Origin of the sequence: Pseudomonas eutrophicaquae (assembly GCF_023544715.1) — a bacterium.
In the GTDB taxonomy this organism is placed as follows: domain Bacteria; phylum Pseudomonadota; class Gammaproteobacteria; order Pseudomonadales; family Pseudomonadaceae; genus Geopseudomonas.
Map to the genome: position 1 here is coordinate 1 of NZ_JAMJEZ010000034.1, position 17,532 is coordinate 17,532.

The following is a 17,532-nucleotide window of genomic DNA, read 5'->3' on the forward strand; positions in this document are numbered from 1 at the left end:
TTCGATCAACCGGAGCGCTTGGCGCTTCGCATCAACCGAGGCCGCAGATTCTACAGCAGCCTTGCTTCCTGTCAAGCATCTTTTCGAAGAAATTTCCTTTCGAATCAACCACTTGCGCTCAGCACTTGCTGCGTCAGCGGGTGTGCTGCTGCAGCGAGGTGGCGAATAATACAGCCTTGAAAATCGCTGTCAACCGTCAAGTGCAAGATTCTTGCTGGACCGGCAATCACCGGCAGACCAATAGCTAGGCTAACCTGTCCTACCTGCCCCCCCAGCCGTACGAGTGAACGCCCAGAAACAACGAAGCCTGCGCTAGGCAGGCTTCAGGGCGGTCGGTACATGCGCAGACATGAACAGACTCATATTTGGCGCACCTGGCGGGATTCGAACCCACGACCCTTGCCTTCGGAGGGCAATACTCTATCCAGCTGAGCTACAGGTGCATAAAAACGAGGAGCGCTATTTGACCACTCGTTAGCCGATAGCTCAAGCGTTACCCGGTAATTTATGCCGATCCACAGTGCGCCCACTGTGCAGAACGTCATGGGGGGCATATATAGTCGATTACATGGCGGTGTCCTACCGCCCTTCCACCCCTTGCCGCAATACAGCGGCCCTGCGAGGTCACTATGGACAAGACCAACGCCTCCCTGCTGCAACGCCGCGCAGCTGCAGTTGCCCGCGGTGTCAGTCAGATTCATCCGATCGTTGTCGAGCATGCGCAAAACTGTACGGTGGTTGATGTCGAAGGCCGCGAGTACCTGGATTTTGCCGGCGGCATCGCCGTACTCAATACCGGCCACTTGCACCCGCGCGTAGTCGCTGCAGTGCAGGCGCAGCTCGGCAAGCTGAGCCACACCTGCTTCCAGGTACTTGCCTACGAGCCTTATATCGCCCTGTGCGAACAGCTCAACGCACGGGTTCCCGGTGAGTTCGAGAAAAAGACCCTGCTGGTCAGCACCGGCTCCGAGGCTGTGGAAAATGCCGTGAAGATTGCCCGGGCGGCCACCGGCCGTGCCGGTGTCATCGCCTTCACCGGTGGCTATCACGGCCGCACCATGATGACCCTGTCGCTGACCGGCAAAAAGGTGCCCTACGCCGCCGGCATGGGCCTGATGCCCGGCGGGGTCTATCGTGCTCAGTATCCTTGCGCCCTGCACGGCGTCAGCAGTGATGATGCCATCGCCAGTATCGAGCGCATCTTCAAGAACGACGCCGAGCCTCGCGATATCGCAGCCATCGTCATCGAGCCGGTTCAGGGTGAAGGTGGCTTCTATGTCGCGCCCCGCGACTTCATGCAGCGCCTGCGCGCACTCTGTGACCAGCACGGCATCCTGCTGATTGCCGACGAGGTGCAGACCGGCGCCGGACGTACCGGCAGCTTCTTTGCCATGGAGCAGATGGGCGTCGTGGCGGATCTGACCACGTTCGCCAAATCGATCGCCGGTGGCTTCCCGCTGGCCGGTGTCTGCGGGCGGGCTGAGGTCATGGATGTCATTGCCCCCGGCGGACTGGGCGGGACCTACGCCGGCAACCCGCTGGCCTGCGCTGCCGCCCTGGCCGTTCTTGAAGTCTTCGAGGAGGAGCGTCTGCTGGAGCGCAGCCGCGCGCTGGGCGAGCATCTGCAGCGCGGACTGCGCGATCTGCAGGCCCGCCATCCGGTGATCGTCGATGTACGCGGCCTGGGCGCCATGGTCGCCATCGAGCTGGGCGAGGCCGGGGATATACACTGCCCGGCGGCCGCCCTGACGGGGCAACTGGTCGCCCGCGCGCGTGACAAGGGGCTGATCCTGCTGTCCTGCGGCCCTTACGGCAATGTGCTGCGCATTCTGGTCCCGCTGACCGTCAGTGATGCCCAGCTGGATCAGGGGCTGGCGATCCTCGGGGAATGCCTGGCGGAACTGGCCTGACCGACTTCCGCAAAACCCGCCCCTCAGGGGGCGGGATTGGGCTGCTCGCGATGAATGGCCTCGATGCCGGCCAGCACCTCATCACTTAGCACCACCTTCAGACTGTCCAGGTTGCTGTCCAGCTGCTCGAGCGTGGTCGCCCCGATGATATTGCTGGTGACGAATGGCCGGCTGGTCACGTAGGCCAGCGCCATCTGCGCCGAGTCCAGACCGTGCTCACGCGCCAGCTGTATGTAGGCGCTGGCGGCGCGACGAGCCTGTGGATTGTTGTAGCGCTGGAAGCGCTCGAACAGGGTCAGCCGCGCCCGCTCCGGCTGCGCCCCCTGCTCGTACTTGCCCGACAGCAGACCGAACGCCAGCGGTGAGTAGGCCAGCAACCCGACCTGCTCGCGGATCGCCATTTCCGCCAGACCGATCTCGAAACTGCGGTTGAGCAGGTTGTAGGGGTTCTGGATCGACACCACCCGCGGCCAGCCGCGCTGCTCGGCCAGCTGCAGGAACCGGTGTACGCCCCAGGGCGTCTCGTTGGACAGGCCGATGTGACGGATTTTGCCGCTTTTCACCAGCTCATCGAGCACCGCCAAGGTTTCCTCGATGGGGGTGATATGGGCCTGCGAATCGTGCTGATAACCGAGCTGGCCGAAGAAGTTAGTTGCCCGGTCCGGCCAATGCAGCTGGTAGAGATCGATGTAGTCAGTCTGCAGACGACGCAGACTGCCCTCTACCGCCGCCAGCAGGTTGGCCCGGTCAAAGTGCGGACGCCCATCGCGGATGTGGCTGATCCCATTGCCCGGTGCGGCGGCCTTGCTGGCGATGATCCACTGTGCGCGCCCGCCCTGCCGCTGCAGGTAGTGACCGATGATGGTCTCGGTGGCACCGGCGGTCGCTGCACGCGGCGGCACCGGATAGATCTCCGCGGTATCGATGAAGTTGATCCCCGCCGCGCGGGCGCGTTCGATCTGGGCAAAACCGTCGGCTTCCGTGTTCTGCTCGCCCCAGGTCATGCTGCCCAGCGCCAGCACGCTGACCTGCAGATCGGTATTGCCAAGGGGACGTCGAATCATGCGATAGACTCCTGTACCTGTCGTGAAGGAAGGTGTGAGGGGAGCACGAGACGTCTGTGGGGATGAAACTTTATTTGCATCCCACACACGGTGTGGGATGAAAATAAAGTTTCATCCTAGATAGAGGCGACAGCATGGAGCTGTAGAACCGCCCTAAAGCCACAAGAAAATCTTTAAAATCAATTGCCTATGAGAATTTCAGCGCAAGCGGAGATGGACATCTTACCTATGCTGAAAAACTGATCGACAGCGCTAAAGTATCATCCTAATTTCCAGTCAGCCGCAGAGATCAGCGGAAATCACGAAAATAAAGTTTCATCCTTTCCATCGATGCTTCAAGTCCAGCAGAGCTTCTGCGAACCGGCGAAGCTCACCGTAGACCCAAGCCTAGATCTAGCGAAGACTGTCATCCCCTAGAGCCACCTAGGGATGAGACGCGGCGGACTCACCATCCCAGAGCTCAAATGGAGACTTCAACCCGGAGCTACGGAAGGCGAGCTAAACGAACATGGCACCAGTCGCTAGTGTTTCGCTGAACTCGCCAAAGCTGCTGCTACGGTGCAGCGTACGCACCTGCCAAAGATAGAACTCGCGCAGCAGCCCTTTTTCAGAACCAGCTCCCTCGCGGTAGGCCGTGCCTCGAGAGGTGAGTGCCGTCCCACAATTTCCACGAAGCTGCCTTGGTCGTGCTGGTCCCCACCCTGCGTTCCAATAGCAAAGATCAGCAACGACCTGATCCTCTACCTTGACCTCTAGCTGCCCATCACGAGGTGTGATCTCAAGCTCATGCAAACCAGACATCGTCGGGAAGAAAAGCCGCGATGGATATAGATCATGCTGGAGGTACCCCATCCGCTTGTAGTCGAGTGTTCCAGCCAGTGGCCAAGCTTGGCAGCTGTCATCAATCAGTCGTTCGAGAGTTGCTGGAACTACTGTAGTGGTTGTATTGAGAGGACCTGACGCTGCGCTGGAGAACATCGGCCCGTGCATCCAGAAAGCATCGAGATACGCCGCTAAATCCGCATCGTTAACGCTGCTACCAGCAGCCTGCGACCACCGCACGAGGGACACCTCTACACATCGTTCCTCAGATATCACGATTGGCGAGCTGAAAGCGATGAGCTCGTCACCCGGACGAACTTCCCCAACACGAGCAAGGAGTGCTCGAATTGCAGCTTCGACTGACTCAGCATCTCCATCGAACCCTCTCAATGCTGGGAACCAGTCCGGGCGCTGCGGCCTAAGTAAAGCCAGAGTCGGATGGAGCGGCAAGGCTAAAAGCGACTCTTCATGAGCTAATCCTGTCGGCATTTCCCAGAACTGCCTTGCCACTGCCAGAGTACGAAGGTAAGCAGAAATAGCGCGAAGTGCTGCGCGCGCAGAAAGATGGACACTGGAACAGTTACCGAGTGGTAGCGTGAAGTGCCGCATGTCCCCTTGGTATGGTACATCTGGATAAGCTGCTCGATTCTCAGTCCACTCAAAAGCCATCTGCCGGACGAAAGGGAGTCCAGAAAAGTGCTCGAGCCTGCTCATGGACGTATGGAAAATTCTTGGCAGATCGACGCCTTGCACACCATCGAAGTCATCTGGAACCACAAAATCATTAGGCACCTCCTTCAAGCCCATATCGCCAGCCTGAATCGGCAGCCCAAGATCCGTCACAAGCAAGTCTGAAAGCAGGGATGGCTTCGGGATGCTATCGGCAAGCTCTAGTGCAGGTGAGTAGCCATGCCCCTGTACTGCCATCCAGAAGATGCAGAGAACTTCGATAACCTCGGCTTCAAGCTTGCGCGAGCGCAACAACTGAAATAACGCAGCCTCAGTTTCGACCCGCATAGCAGGAGAGCCCAGCCAGGCCGCCAGCTCCTGCATAGCCCACCACCGTGCGGACGTAGAAGGCCATCCGAGACGGGCAACAAGAATGCTAAGCTCGTCCATCAAGCCTCCGACATGGAGAGCAAGGCCAGCTCAGTCGCCCAGCGAGGGGGCTCCAGTGGGAGGGTACGAGTATCCTCAATGATGCAATTGACCATAGTCTCTGCAAACCTCATGGCGTCCTCAGTTCGCCCCTGCCGCACATAGAAATAGACCATCGCATCGTTGGGTGCGACACGCAACGGCACGGGGTCGTTGAACATGCCATAGGTTGTCTCGACAACGAACTCGTCGCAGCGCGTCGGATAGTGCTTAACAACTAGGTCAAGCCTGCTGCGGGTCTTGGCCTCACGCTCCATATAACCGATCCACCCTCCGCTCAGGATCTGCGCACGGACAAGATACTTCCATGCTGCCTTCACTCCGCTCAGCCTGCGCCGAGTGTGGAAGGCAAGATCGGACAAGACCAGTACGTCCCTTTGCCGTCCCTTTTCTGACAGAAGCAGGTCGTCGAGTGTACCGAGTAATCTCCCGCCCTGGCCTTGAGCTTCCCAGTGCTGATACCAGGCACGAAGAAGCTCATTTCGTTCGTCGTAGTTACTCCCTGACAAACTAGCGAGCAGCTCATCCAGTTGTTCTGGCGCAAAGGTCGTGACGTCGCCATCATAAGGCTTGCTATCCAAGCCACTTCTAGAATGCTCTTGATGCTTCAATAAACCCAGATCCCAGCCGGAATACTCCTGGAGCACTTGAAGCTGCTCTGCAGCGATTGCACTGCCTTCTTGAGCCAGTTGCTGAAGTGTGTCCTGTATTCCAGGATGCAGCCCTGTACGCATCAGTGCATCCAGAGACCAGCCCTCCTTCACCCCCTGCTCCACGTATGCTTGCAGACTGTCCTCTGCCAGCGACCAGTCACCCTCGTGCGTGTGCTCCTCATATTTGACTACCAGTGCCGCAGGCTTCAGCTTCGCCAGCAACCGATCAGCCTGCGCCAGAACATGACGCGTGCCCTTTCCATCCGTGTACTTCAGGACATGATGGATCTGCGGCGCGATCAGACCGAGCAACCGGCAGGCATCCGCTGGCGCAACGTCGACCAGGTAGCCGATGGCGTTAACTGTGTTGTTCAGCGACGGGTCTTTACGGTGTGCAAACCCGGTAGTTAACTCCCAAGTCTGCTTACAGAGTTCTCGTGCTTCCGGCATCAAATTGTGAGCCAGCGCAATCGCGCAAAGCTGCAACGGCGTCTGGAGGCGAACACTGGTCTCCTCCTCAACGGCCTCATCAAATAATGATCGTTGCGACTGAACAAGCATCGCAGCCGCTTCGTCGGTCATTCGAGTAAGTGTGCTGGCTGCGTACTGAGCGCAGAATGATGCTCCGTCAAACCAGACACACTGGCCTGCTGCATGCATGGTTTCCGCAGTAAGAGCTACATCATCACACCCCTTCAGCAAGGTGCTACCGAGGTAGATGTCACAAGCGATGCAAGGCAATGCCCGTCTGAAATCATCAGCCGCCCAATTCCAGTCATGGTTCTGCCTGAACCATCGGAACTCTACTGGCTCAAGCAGCGCGAAAAGCTCATGGAAATCCACAAACTCTCCGCGCCACCAGCGAAGCGCAACTTGGGCAGCAACATCAGAGAGCGCATCGAGGAAGCCGGTTATGTTTTCTCTGCCTTCATAGATTGGGGCTCGCGCATACTCGAAGGCAGTCTGGCCCTCTGCGGCCATGCACAGCCCCAGATGCACAGCGCTGAAGAACCAGTGGTGTGCGAGTGCCGCCAGATCTTCCTTGCGCTCGTAATAGTCTCCCTTCAGCCACTCTACTGGGATCGGCTCATTCAGCGGTTTGGAGGAACGTGTGAGCACCGCCTCCACGGCAGCAACAAAGGGAGTTCGAGCAAGCTCGTTGAAGTCATCGCGTTCTGCAATGCTTACTCCCGCTTTCGCTGCCGCACGTACACAGGCATCACTGATGATGTTCTTTCTCTCCCCTCTGGAAAGCGAAGCAACAACCGTCATCAAGTCATCCAGGTTGCCCTCCTCAACCAGCATCTGGACACGCGGCAGCCAAACGACCGGGCTGTTATCAGCCACCAACCTGGAGAGCGACTCAGGAGTGGCACCGATGGCGCCAAGTCGAGCGAATGCGTCGACCAGGAACTTGAACTCATCAGCTCCAGTGCCCGACACATATCTGCTGGAGAATCGGCTCAAACCCCTGAACCGACGAAGCGCCTCTTCACCGCACGTTTCAGCAAAAATCTGGTCACCACGAGCGCGCAGGGCCAGCCCAAGCGCGGCAACGTGCAGGATGTCAGTCTCATGTCTGGAGGCAACGGCCTCACGTACTACGCCTTCCTCCACAGCTAGCGTCAACGTGAAGGAGATTAGCCTGGCCAGATCGTCGCTCTGCATCTGGTACTCGCTGCCACCAACCATCCGGGCCTTGAGATGCTGCAGACGATAGGCATCTGGGAATTCGGCAGTCTGGAGCGCTGCAACCAAGGCATCTGAAAGCAAGGTGTCAAACAACGACTCTGGGTACCCTTCCTCAAGCCGCAGCATGATCCAGTCACGGGTGAGCCCCGTGATGAGGTTCTTTGGGTCACCCAGCTTCGCTTGAACCGTCCATAGCCAGTTGACGCGTAGCGAGGTGGGAGCAGAGCACTCGAGCCAGCGCGCGACCACTGACATCAGCTCCGTGATGCGTGCTTCGTAGTCTGCTGTCGAGCGCACGAAGACCGCCAGACTCTCGTGGAAGACCTTCAGTCCTGCTGCTGATGAATGAAGCAGATGCTCCACGCTCCCAACTTCGGGCACCGTCATCTTGATTGCAGAAGCTATCTCAGAAAACGCAGCTTTCGGCCAGAAAAACGGGAAGGCGCAGACGAGCCGCAGCACGTCCTTCAGGCTTGGTGGAAGCCTCTCCCACAGCGATGCATAGTAGAACTTGGCATCTTGGCTCAGATCCCCTTTCAACTTCTCAACATCCCAGCGGGACAGATTTCGCCCTGCATGCTCTAGCTCTGCAGCCGCGTAAATAACATGAAGGGGGTGGCCATTGGTTCTTGAGCGGAGCGCGGATGCTGCATCTTGTAGTTGTTCTTCAGCCTGTCTCTCATTCTCGCAGCCTGTCGTGAGCCTGCCCTCTTTAACCGCCCTACGAAGGAAGGAAAGGACTGCGTTCTCAGACATCGCGGGCAACGTGCGCCACTCGACCTTCGGAGCTGAGGCGAGCAGATCCGTCGGCAACTGGGCGTCATCCACAGGTTGAGTGCCGACGAGCAGTACCATGTTGCCCGGGCAAGGGATCAGTTGGGAAAAAAGGTCGTCCAACGGACGCTTGTCGTGAGCGTTGATGCGCCAGACGTGATCCAAACCATCTAGGACGAGCACGAAGGGCTTTCCCAGCCCCTTGTAGTGGGAGGCGCACGCCTCCAGGAGCACACGCAGCCCCCCAGTCCCCCTCGCGACGCCCTCGTGAAACTGCTCGACCTGCGCGCTGATGGATTGCTCGATCACGTAGCTGTTTACCCGGTCACGCCCACGCTCTGTCGTCGAGAGAAAGTAGTGATGGCGGACCGTCGGGATGCCTTGTTCGGCGAGAGAGTCGCACAGCGCGCTCAGATAAGTGCTCTTTCCACGGCCGGGCGGTCCCGTCAGAACGATCGCCTTGCCAGCAGCACTGATCGCGTCCCGGACGAACTCCTCGTGGAACGTCGCATCGGGCACCTCGTACCCCTTCGGGACCACAAAGTCCTCTGGCAGAGGCGCGGGCGGCAACGCCCGGAGGATGGCACGAACCTCTTCCAGAGTGATCCAGCCATCAGGAGCCGGGAGGCTCTTCTGCGTTGCCCAGTTCAGGGCCACGACCTGGAGGTTCGCGATACCTTCAGCGGTGCCATGCAGCCGAAGGCGCGAAGCGACTTCGTGCTCCAGCGCAACGTATCCCTTGTCGCTGTGCCGGATGCGCAACTGGCTGAAGAACACCTCGCACTCTTCTGCGCTGCCAATCTCTGCGATGACCTCCGAGCGCTGTGGCTCAGGGATCTTGGCGAAGGAAATCCTGCCAGCATCCAAACAGGCCTCAATGGCGGCATCCGGCCGGCGGTTTGTTGTGAGCGAGAGCTCGCCAATGCGCGCGAGATCGAGCTTCTTGAAAGCGTCGAACCACTTACGAAGCATCGACCTCGACCGGTCGGTCTTGCCGGACTTCTCGAGCATCCAATCCCAGGAAAGAGGATGCGCCTCAGGATTCGGGGTGAATTTGACCTGCTGAAGGTCGACGAGGCCATCACTCCGCTCGATGACGAGATCGTCCAGCCCCTGCGGCGCTTCTGTTTCGTCGTCGCACTCAAATTTCACCCGACTGTAGCGAGCCGGCGCGTCGAGCCAATCGCACAGAACCTTGAGGCCCTGCCGATTCTGGTAAATGTAGCCGGCTGCAGTGATTGCAGTGTTCTTGATGTTCTCAGACATGGGGGCGAGACGTGATGAGCTCGGTCTTGATCCAGGTATCCAGTGTGTCCACTCGCACGAACTTGGTCGGAACAGGGTACGGCGGATGAACCATCCAGTAGTACACGTCACGGCTCACGTAGAGCTCCACATGCCGGAAAGGCTTGGCCTCCGACTTCGGCCACTTCAACAGCTCAAGCGTCCTTGCGCGGTTTTTCTCGAGAAACTGCCTTCGGCGCAGAATTCGACTGAACTGCCCAGCCTTGTCGTCCTCAGCTTTGCCGAATATTCGGTCACGGAGTCGACGGCCATCTTTCACTGTGTAGGGCGGCTGGTTGTACTTGCACTCCACGGTCACGAGTAGGTTCGCATCTGGCCAATAAGCGAATACGTCGAAGTCCCCGACGTCCTCGAACCCCTCGCCGCGGAACTTCCTGAAAAAGTCGATACCTCGATGAACGAATGGAGTGTGCCGAAGGAATATTTCCTCGGTGCGAAGCTCCAGCCGATTCTCGATACTCTCCTTGACCTCCCGAATGACTGGTTGGACATGGGGCCAATCGAAGTCCGCAGGGAGGTAGCCGTCCCGCACTGCTGACATCCAGTTGTACATCGACCGACTGACCGCCTCTGCTCCCCAACGCAAGTTTGTGCCATCGACAACCAGCGGCCTGATCGCGTACCGATGGATTCGCTTACTGTGCTCCCAGTAAGGAACATCGATCTCGTCGACACTCCTTCCGGACAGCCTGCGAACGCCTTTCTCCGAAAGGGTGAGGAACGTCACTATCCTTTCCGCCTCGGCAAAATCAAGCATCTCAATGCTGTCGGCCAGTCCTTGCGCGACGCGGCTTGGAGGAGCGGAATAAGATAGCGAGAGTTCATCGCCAAACCCGTACCTTTGCGCTTGTGACAAAACTGCGAGAGCAGTGACTAGATTTTGCAGGTCAAATCCCACGTCGGCTGCAAAAGCACTCTTGAGCCTCTCTGAAGACAGCAAGTCCTCCGACGCACCCTCCACAGCATCTTCGCTGTTTACACCAAGCCCTAGCCTTGATTTCGCATACTCGCGTGCAAATTCCGCCTCACGGTCATCGGCTCCGGTCGAGTAGAAGACCTCTGGAATGTACGAGTCGTCAATCACAACGCCACCAACGTCGATGCCGTTGTGAAGGACGTCGCTGGCTCCTGTAAGCACCATGTACCAGTCAACCAGGCCAACCAGCTCGCGCAGTACATCGTCAGTGGCGTCCTCAGTACCGGTTGTCGGCGAGCTGACAGTTTTTTCCAGTAGGTATCGGTAGTGACGAGCTACGGAGCCGTAGTCTTTGCGAGCTTGTTCAATGGCATCTAACCTGTCGTAGTCCACATCATGGGACAGGCTCTGACGGGTGCGCTGAATCTTCATTCTCTCGGTTACAAGAAGAGCATCGTGCTGCTCAATGAATGCCCGGAGAAGTTGGTACCTGTCGAGCGATGCTAGTCGATTCTCGATGTGAAGACGCAAACGAGCGCCGGCAGGATCAATTCTTGCTTTGGCATCGGAAAGCTCATAGCGCCCTGGAGTCAAACCGAGCGCCATGATTTCGGCAGCCAAATGCTTGCGAGCAAGCTTGTAGTTAGCGGGCGAGGGGATGACGGGCTCCACGTAGTCAGGGACATCAACGTTTCGGGCAGCGACTCTCAAGTGGTAGCGAGCCGGCTCCGATGCTCTGCCACGTAGCCGGTCTCCAAGACCGATTGGCAACTCCAGTCCACACACGGCGTGACACCTTTCGAGTGTCTCCAGTAGGCATCGAACTTCGAACGAGCCGTCTTTGGCCGCGTTTAGGCCTGCAAGCACTGCACGGGCGTCGACCTGCAGATGCAATATGCCCTTGCGGGCGGCATTCTCTTCCGCTGAAATCACTACCCGCTCGAACCCCTCTATAGGCTGAGGAGCTTCATCACTGCCAACAGAGCTAGAGGGGGCGAGCCAACAGATGAACAGGACATGCGGCTGTCGAAACAGCGGGATGTCCGAAATCAGCTCTCGGCAACGATAGGTGCAATCCGCAAGGAGTTGGGCGAAGAGGTCGACCATGCGGGCATCCTCGATCCGCAGGCCTTCAGAGACTTCCACCAGGGTTTGAACTGTGCAGCTACCGACTGATGTTGAGTACGCCACTGCCTTGTGATGCCGCGATTTGAGATCAACGACGCCTTTAGTTCCATTGGTCAGCCGCCAGCCCACAGAGCCATCAGGAAAAACGCTTGGTGCACGCGACCAGAAGTCAGCAAGTGCCTTGAAGCGCCAAGAAGTGCCCCAGTGAGGATCCAGTCCGATAAGAGTGGGGGAAATCGCCCCTTCGACAAGTACGCCATTTGTGTCCTTGAATGACGCATACAAGTCGGCGGGCCCGCTCGAGAAGAGGCTAAGAGAGCCTCTCTGAGAGTCGACGAACTCCCAGTAGCACTCCAATTCGTCGAGATCACTCAAACTGTCGAAGATGGTAATGAAGTCCGCTAACGGCAGTAGGCGCGCGGGCCGCTCGGGCGCAGATATGGAGCCCAATGCAGTGCCGGCTTGGGTGACCACAATGACTATTCGAAGCTCATCTGCACTAGGTCCATTGGTTCCATCTTTAGATAACATGAGTCCGCGCCCGTCTGCAAGACGGAAGTGGATCGGCGCGCCGCGCCTCACTTTGCCGTACACGTCTTTCGCTGCGATTGACAGCCGCTCATTCGATGCGTGGTCACATGCGCAAATGAGATACACACCAGAGTTGGCTGAGATGACGCAACTGATAGGGAGCTCTTCACAGATGGAGCCACCAATGACGAGCGCCAGAGGCCCCACGACCGTCCTTGGAAATCGCTCGGCAACGAACAGGGCAAGCCTGCGATGCGTATGAGCGCCGACCTCAACCATTGCGTTGTTGGCCCAATGGTCAACAACGACTCCAGGAGCGTTACGAGCCGACATAGGCACCCAGGTGCCGTCGCTTTCGACCGCTAGAAAGGGGAGGGCCACCCCCTGCATTACCGCATCGCCGAAAGCGCGCCATGTCAGCGGCGCTTTGAAAGCACCAAAGCGAGTATCGAGTGCTCCCCTTGCCTTGTCTCGCCAGTCGGCAATATCGGTACCGATTTGCTGAAGCGTTAACCTACAAGCCAGCCAAAAGTCCTCGGGAGGCACCTCGACGTGGGCTTGCTGTGATTCCCCAGCGGGGGCGCCCCCCAGGTCGAGCATCGACTCGATGATCCGTGCTTGCAATGCGATGGCGAGGTCCATGTGGGCTTGTGCCTCTGGAACCTGTGCGTAAGTGATGCGAAATGCCTCTACGAAGTCAGGTGTGCGCTCAATGCAGCTACCGTAGAACATCGGAACGAAAGCTTGGCCAAGGCGTACTTTGGTTTCACCCCAGTCGGCCTCGGAGGAGAAGTCCTCAAGCATCGGGAACTCGGGCCATGCCTCGTACAGTGCCTCTGCAAACGCTTTGAAATCTGCATAGCTAGCGATTGGCATCCCGCCTTGGTCATCGTGCGGAAGATCTAGCAGAACACCCCAGGCGAAAATATGCTTGATAGGGCTTCCAGCATTGGCCAGCCATAGCTCGGAGACACTCAAGGCAATCGCTGCGTCGAGACGCTCATATTGGCGAAGTAACGCACGGGTCGCCTCGAGACGCTTACGAAATGAATGTCCCTGATCTTTCTCGTAAGCGATTTTCCCGTGAAACCCGAGCATCTCCTGCAACAGAAGGCCATGGTCGGCCTCCATTCGTGCAAGCCTCCGCTCCCGCTTCTCTCGGGACTTCTTCCCCATGTCATCTTCTCCCTGTGTGCAGACTTTCTCTCGACTGGCAAGGCTTAGCGAAGTCCAGTCCCCTCAGCCTCTGATCGAATGCAACAGCTCCGCCCCGGCATCCTTCTTCAGCAATTCATACACCACCGTCAGGAACACATCCCGCGTCGCCTCGTCGCTGAGCAGCTTGGTAGCCATGGCCTGGTGACTGCTCATCGCGCCGGCGATGGCCTGGATCGCCTTGATCGGCAGGTCGGCCTTCATGGCCTGTTCCATGGGGTTGTTCTGCACCTGAGCCATCACCACGCTGTCAGCGCGCAGCTTCTCGGAGACGTGGACGGCAAAGGCCACCTGATCGGTGTCAGTGATGCCCTGGCCGAAGGCGTTGTTGAGCTTCTCGATCAGGTCGGAGAGGTACTTCTTCTCGCGGTCGCGGGCTTCGCGCAGGCCGTTGTCGGTCATGCCGTACAGGCCCGGTACCTCGGCCTGCACGCCGACGCCGACCAGCCCTTCGCCCTTCTTGATCTTGTAGTGGCTGAGCTTGAGGTCGCCCAGGTCCACCTGCTCGGCGCTGATGCCCTTGAGGCGCTTGCGCAGCAGGCGGGCGTAACTGGCGAAGGCTTCCAGTGCCGGGTCGCCGAACTCCACCAGTTGGGCGATGTACTCGTAGCTGCGCACGAACTTGGACAGGCTCTCGCTGAAGATCATCAGCTCGTCGCGCTTCTTGCAGTATTCCGCGCGCTGCACATCGGCGTACTCCATGCCCTGCTCGTCACCGCTGTCGCGGGCCGTCTCCCAGGCCTTCTCCCACTGGTCAATGGCATCGTTGAGAGTCTTCAGCTTGCCGTTGAAGCGGTCGGTGGCCGCCTGGGTCAGGCTGTAGAGCTTCTGGTGGGTGACGTTCTTGTCGACGATGGCCTCGCCGAACGCCATCACCTCGGCCTGCTCGTAGATGAACATGCCGTCGAGGCGCTGCTTGATGTCGTAGACGATGTTCGGGTCCTGGACATCCGCCACCTGGGCGTCGCGGTAGAAGGTCTTGAACGCTGCGAGGATCTCTTCCGCCTCGTTGGCGAAGTCGATCACGTAGGTCTTGTCCTTGCCGGGGAAGGTGCGGTTCAGCCGCGACAGGGTCTGCACCGCCTCCACGCCGGAGATCTTCTTGTCCAGGTACATGGCCACCAGCTTGGGCTGGTCGAAGCCGGTCTGGTACTTGTTGGCGACAATCATCACCCGGTAGTCGGGCGTGTCGAACACCTTGCGCATGTCGCGGCCGTTCAGGCCGGGGTTGAGATTGCCTTCGCTGAACTGATGGTCTTCCGGCAGGCTTGCCTCCTTGACCTCGGCGTTGGGCACCTCGCCGGAGAACGCCACCATGGCCTGCACGTTGTCGTAGCCCTTGCGCTGGCAGTAGTCCAACAAGGCCAGGTGGTACTTCACTGCTGCCGCCCGCGAGCCGGTGACCAGCATGGCCTTGGCCTGGCCGCCGAGCAGGTGGGCGACGTTCTTGCGGAAGTGCTCGACGATCAGCTCGACCTTCTGGCCGACGTTCACCGGGTTCAGCGACAGCCACTTGGCCAGCGCACGCTTGCCGCTCTTCTCGTCCACGCGCTTGTCGTCGACGAACTCGCTGCCGATTTTGAAGGCCACCTGGTAGCTGGTGTAGTTCTTCAGCACGTCGAGGATGAAGCCTTCCTCAATGGCCTGCTGCATGGTGTAGAGGTGGAACGGCGCCGGCGGATTGTCCTGGCTGACCGGCTGCGCCGGATTGCGCGGGCGGCCGAACAGGCTGAGGGTCGAATGCTTGGGCGTGGCGGTGAAGGCGAAGTAGCTCGCGTTATTGGGGCGACTACGCGACGACTGCCAGACCGACAGGCGCTCCTCCTTGCTCAGCTTCTCCCACTCCTCCTCGCTCTGGCCGGTCAGTACATAGCGCAAGTCATCGGCGGTGCTGCCACCGGTGGAGCTGTGCGCCTCGTCGATGATGATGGCGAAGCGGCGGTCGCGGAGGTTCTGCTCCTTGAGAATGGCTTTCTGCGCATGAGGGAAAGTCTGCAGGGTGCAGACGATAATCGGCACACCGGCCAGCATGGCATCAGCGAGCTGCCTGCTCTTCGGCAGGCTGGACTGCTGACGGTCGATGGCACAGACCACCCCGGTCTGGTGCTCGATCTGCTGGATGGCGTCCTGCAGCTGCTGGTCGAGCACCTGGCGGTCGGTCACCACGATCACGCTGTGGAAGTACGGCTCACCGTCCGGGCGGCGCACGCGGATCAGCGAGTGCGCGGTCCAGGCGATGGTGTTGGTCTTGCCCGAGCCGGCGCTGTGCTGGATCAGGTACGGCTGGCCGACGCCCTCGACGCGCACGGCGTCGATCATCCGCGTCACGCCTTCCCACTGGTGGAAGCGCGGGAAGATCAGCGCCTCCTTGTAGTAGGTCTTGCCGTTGGCGTCCTGGGCCTCCTTGCGCTCCTGCAGCACGAAGCGCTGGAAGATGTGCAGCCAGTTGTCCTTCTGCAGCACGCGCTCCCAGAAGTAGCTCACCGGGTAGCCGCCCTGGTTGGGTGGATTGCCGACCGCGCCGTCGTTGCCTCGGTTGAACGGCAGGAAGAAGGTCGAGTCGCCGTCCAGCCTGGTGGTCATGCGGATGTCGCTGTCGCTCATGGCGAAATGCACCACTGCACCACGCTTGAAGGTGAGCAGCGGCTCGCTACCGCCGCTCTTGCGCTCAGGGCGGCGGTCCATGCGGTACTGCTGCATGGCAGCTTCTACCGACTGGGTGAAGTCGGTCTTCAGCTCCACCGTGGCCACCGGGATGCCGTTGATGAACAACGCCAGGTCGATCTCGTCGGTCTTGTCCAGCGAGTAGCGCAGCTGCGGCACCACGCGCAGGCGGTTGGCTGTGTAGCGCTGGATCACAGTATCGTTGCGCTCGTCCTCGGGCAGACCCTGGCTCATCGCCAGGGTGCCGCCACCGGCCACAGTGAAGCCGTAGCGCAGCACGTTCACCGTGCCGCCCTCGGCCTTGTTCTCCAGCTGCTTGACCAGCCGGTCGAGGATCACCGTTTCGGTGCCGGCGCCGTTCATGGCGCGCAGCTTGGCCATGGCCGGCTTCTGGGTGTCGTCCAGCCAGCCGATTACGTCCTCGGGGAACAGTGCCCGCGCGGCGTCGTAGTCGGCGGACTTGCCCACCCGCCACCCTGCAGCTTCCAGCTGCTCGACGATGTGGCGTTCCAGTTCGCATTCGTGGTGGATGTGGCTCATGGGGCTTTCCTTGGTTGGTCGTTTAGCAGGCAGTGCGCCGGTAGGTTCAGCGCCGCTTCCCAGTGCCATAGCTGCCTGGTAATCGTCCCCAAGCATCAAGCATATCGATATGCGGGGGCTTACTTTTTTTCCGGGAAGTCTTTGCCGCTGCGCTTGGGCTCAGGCTTTCACTCGCGGCTGCACCTAGGCTTGCCTTGCCTTTCTTCCTCTGTGAGCGGGGCAGCCTCTTGGTGGTGGACCCTGAGTCAGTTACGCCTGTCGTTTTGCTCGCTGTCTTTGGCTGCAATCCAAGCTTTAGAAACCGTGCGACCGCATCCTTGAAGCTGACCTCTGGATTAGGTGGCGACGAACTATGCTTGAATCGGACCTCGTCCCCATCCTGAAAGCACTTCAATCCCAGGTGGTCACAAAGCCAGTAGGCCAAAAAGAGCTTGTGGTCGCGTACCTTGAACAGCTTGATCAGCGGGGAGGCCTTGCTGTATTCCCGATGGTTTTCGCAGTGATGCACCAGAAATCGCATGGCGTGTGCGAGCATGTCCGAAGCAATGACTTTTCTCTCATCGATGAAGGCCAGCATCCAGTGGTCCTTCATGGTGCATATTTTGGTGTAACACTGTCTCTCGAAGTTCTGTTCTGCTTCGCGATCAATAAGGCTCATGAATGAAAACTCTGGATAGATGATGAGCGGCTACTCACCGGCCTTCCTCGACACGGAATAGTCTCGCCCCAGCGATAGACTCAGCACTCATCCTGCTTGAGGGCTTTCTGCTCTGCAAATAGAGCCTGCTCGCGTTCCAGCTCGGCCCGCAGCTCTTCCTCGCTGGGTAGCACCAGCTTGTACTTGCTGGCGAACAGCTGTTCGCTGCCGTGTAGTACCGAGTAGCGCACCACCGAAGCGTCCTTCTGCGCGCAGAGGATGATGCCCACTGTCGGGTTGTCGTCCGGCCCGCGCTTGAGGTCGTCGTACATGCGCACGTACATGTCCATCTGGCCGATGTCCTGGTGGGTCAGCTCGCCGCGCTTGAGGTCGAAGATCACGAAGCACTTGAGCAGGTAGTTGTAGAACACCAGATCGACGTAGAAGTGAACCGCCCCGAGTTTCCCGGAGGCTCCAACCTTTGAGAGGATGGAGCCATGAAGAAATCCACCAAGTACTCCCC

At 59.0% G+C, this 17,532-nt stretch carries 8 protein-coding genes and 1 tRNA gene; 1 reads left to right on the forward strand and 8 read right to left on the reverse strand.

Annotated features, from left to right (window positions below):
• Positions 1 to 366: 366 nt before the first annotated feature.
• Positions 367 to 443, reverse strand: a tRNA-Arg gene (locus MXC11_RS11470).
• A gap of 186 nt (positions 444 to 629) precedes the next feature.
• On the opposite strand from MXC11_RS11470, the gene gabT reads away from it, so the two are divergent.
• A complete protein-coding gene (gabT, locus tag MXC11_RS11475; protein WP_250010317.1) occupies positions 630 to 1,910 on the forward strand; it encodes a 4-aminobutyrate--2-oxoglutarate transaminase in 1,281 nt (426 codons plus the stop codon).
• Positions 1,911 to 1,933: 23 nt separating this feature from the next.
• On the opposite strand, the gene MXC11_RS11480 is transcribed toward gabT, so the two are convergent.
• The 7 genes from MXC11_RS11480 to MXC11_RS11510 form a co-directional block, all read right to left on the reverse strand.
• The gene (locus MXC11_RS11480) at positions 1,934 to 2,974 is read right to left on the reverse strand and encodes an NADP(H)-dependent aldo-keto reductase (protein WP_250010318.1); all 1,041 of its coding nucleotides are present in this window, start codon (positions 2,972 to 2,974) and stop codon (positions 1,934 to 1,936) included.
• Positions 2,975 to 3,472: 498 nt separating this feature from the next.
• Positions 3,473 to 4,849: a multidrug DMT transporter permease gene (locus MXC11_RS11485; protein WP_250010319.1), complete on the reverse strand. Its 1,377-nt coding sequence runs from the start codon at positions 4,847 to 4,849 to the stop codon at positions 3,473 to 3,475.
• Positions 4,850 to 4,914: 65 nt separating this feature from the next.
• Positions 4,915 to 9,339 (reverse strand): ATP-binding protein, encoded by a 4,425-nt coding sequence (locus tag MXC11_RS11490; protein WP_250010320.1) that lies wholly within the window; start codon positions 9,337 to 9,339, stop codon positions 4,915 to 4,917.
• Positions 9,332 to 13,129, reverse strand: a complete 3,798-nt coding sequence (locus MXC11_RS11495; protein WP_250010321.1) for a hypothetical protein — start codon at positions 13,127 to 13,129, stop codon at positions 9,332 to 9,334. The genes MXC11_RS11490 and MXC11_RS11495 overlap by 8 nt, the downstream gene beginning before the upstream one ends.
• A gap of 63 nt (positions 13,130 to 13,192) precedes the next feature.
• Positions 13,193 to 16,372 (reverse strand): type I restriction endonuclease subunit R, encoded by a 3,180-nt coding sequence (locus tag MXC11_RS11500; protein ID WP_250010322.1) that lies wholly within the window; start codon positions 16,370 to 16,372, stop codon positions 13,193 to 13,195.
• Between the two features lie 46 nt (positions 16,373 to 16,418).
• A complete protein-coding gene (locus MXC11_RS11505) occupies positions 16,419 to 17,030 on the reverse strand; it encodes a hypothetical protein (protein ID WP_250010323.1) in 612 nt (203 codons plus the stop codon).
• Positions 17,031 to 17,110: 80 nt separating this feature from the next.
• A partial coding sequence (locus MXC11_RS11510) for a PDDEXK nuclease domain-containing protein (protein WP_250010324.1) occupies positions 17,111 to 17,532 on the reverse strand: 422 nt, incomplete at its 5' end.

Excerpts from the sequence above, each read along its gene's own strand:
- gabT (WP_250010317.1), top strand. The coding sequence starts at position 630 with ATGGACAAGACCAACGCCTCCCTGCTGCAACGCCGCGCAGCTGCAGTT.
- MXC11_RS11480 (WP_250010318.1), bottom strand. The coding sequence starts at position 2,974 with ATGATTCGACGTCCCCTTGGCAATACCGATCTGCAGGTCAGCGTGCTG.
- MXC11_RS11485 (WP_250010319.1), bottom strand. The coding sequence starts at position 4,849 with ATGCAGGAGCTGGCGGCCTGGCTGGGCTCTCCTGCTATGCGGGTCGAA.
- MXC11_RS11490 (WP_250010320.1), bottom strand. The coding sequence starts at position 9,339 with ATGTCTGAGAACATCAAGAACACTGCAATCACTGCAGCCGGCTACATT.
- MXC11_RS11495 (WP_250010321.1), bottom strand. The coding sequence starts at position 13,129 with ATGGGGAAGAAGTCCCGAGAGAAGCGGGAGCGGAGGCTTGCACGAATG.
- MXC11_RS11500 (WP_250010322.1), bottom strand. The coding sequence starts at position 16,372 with ATGAGCCACATCCACCACGAATGCGAACTGGAACGCCACATCGTCGAG.
- MXC11_RS11505 (WP_250010323.1), bottom strand. The coding sequence starts at position 17,030 with ATGAGCCTTATTGATCGCGAAGCAGAACAGAACTTCGAGAGACAGTGT.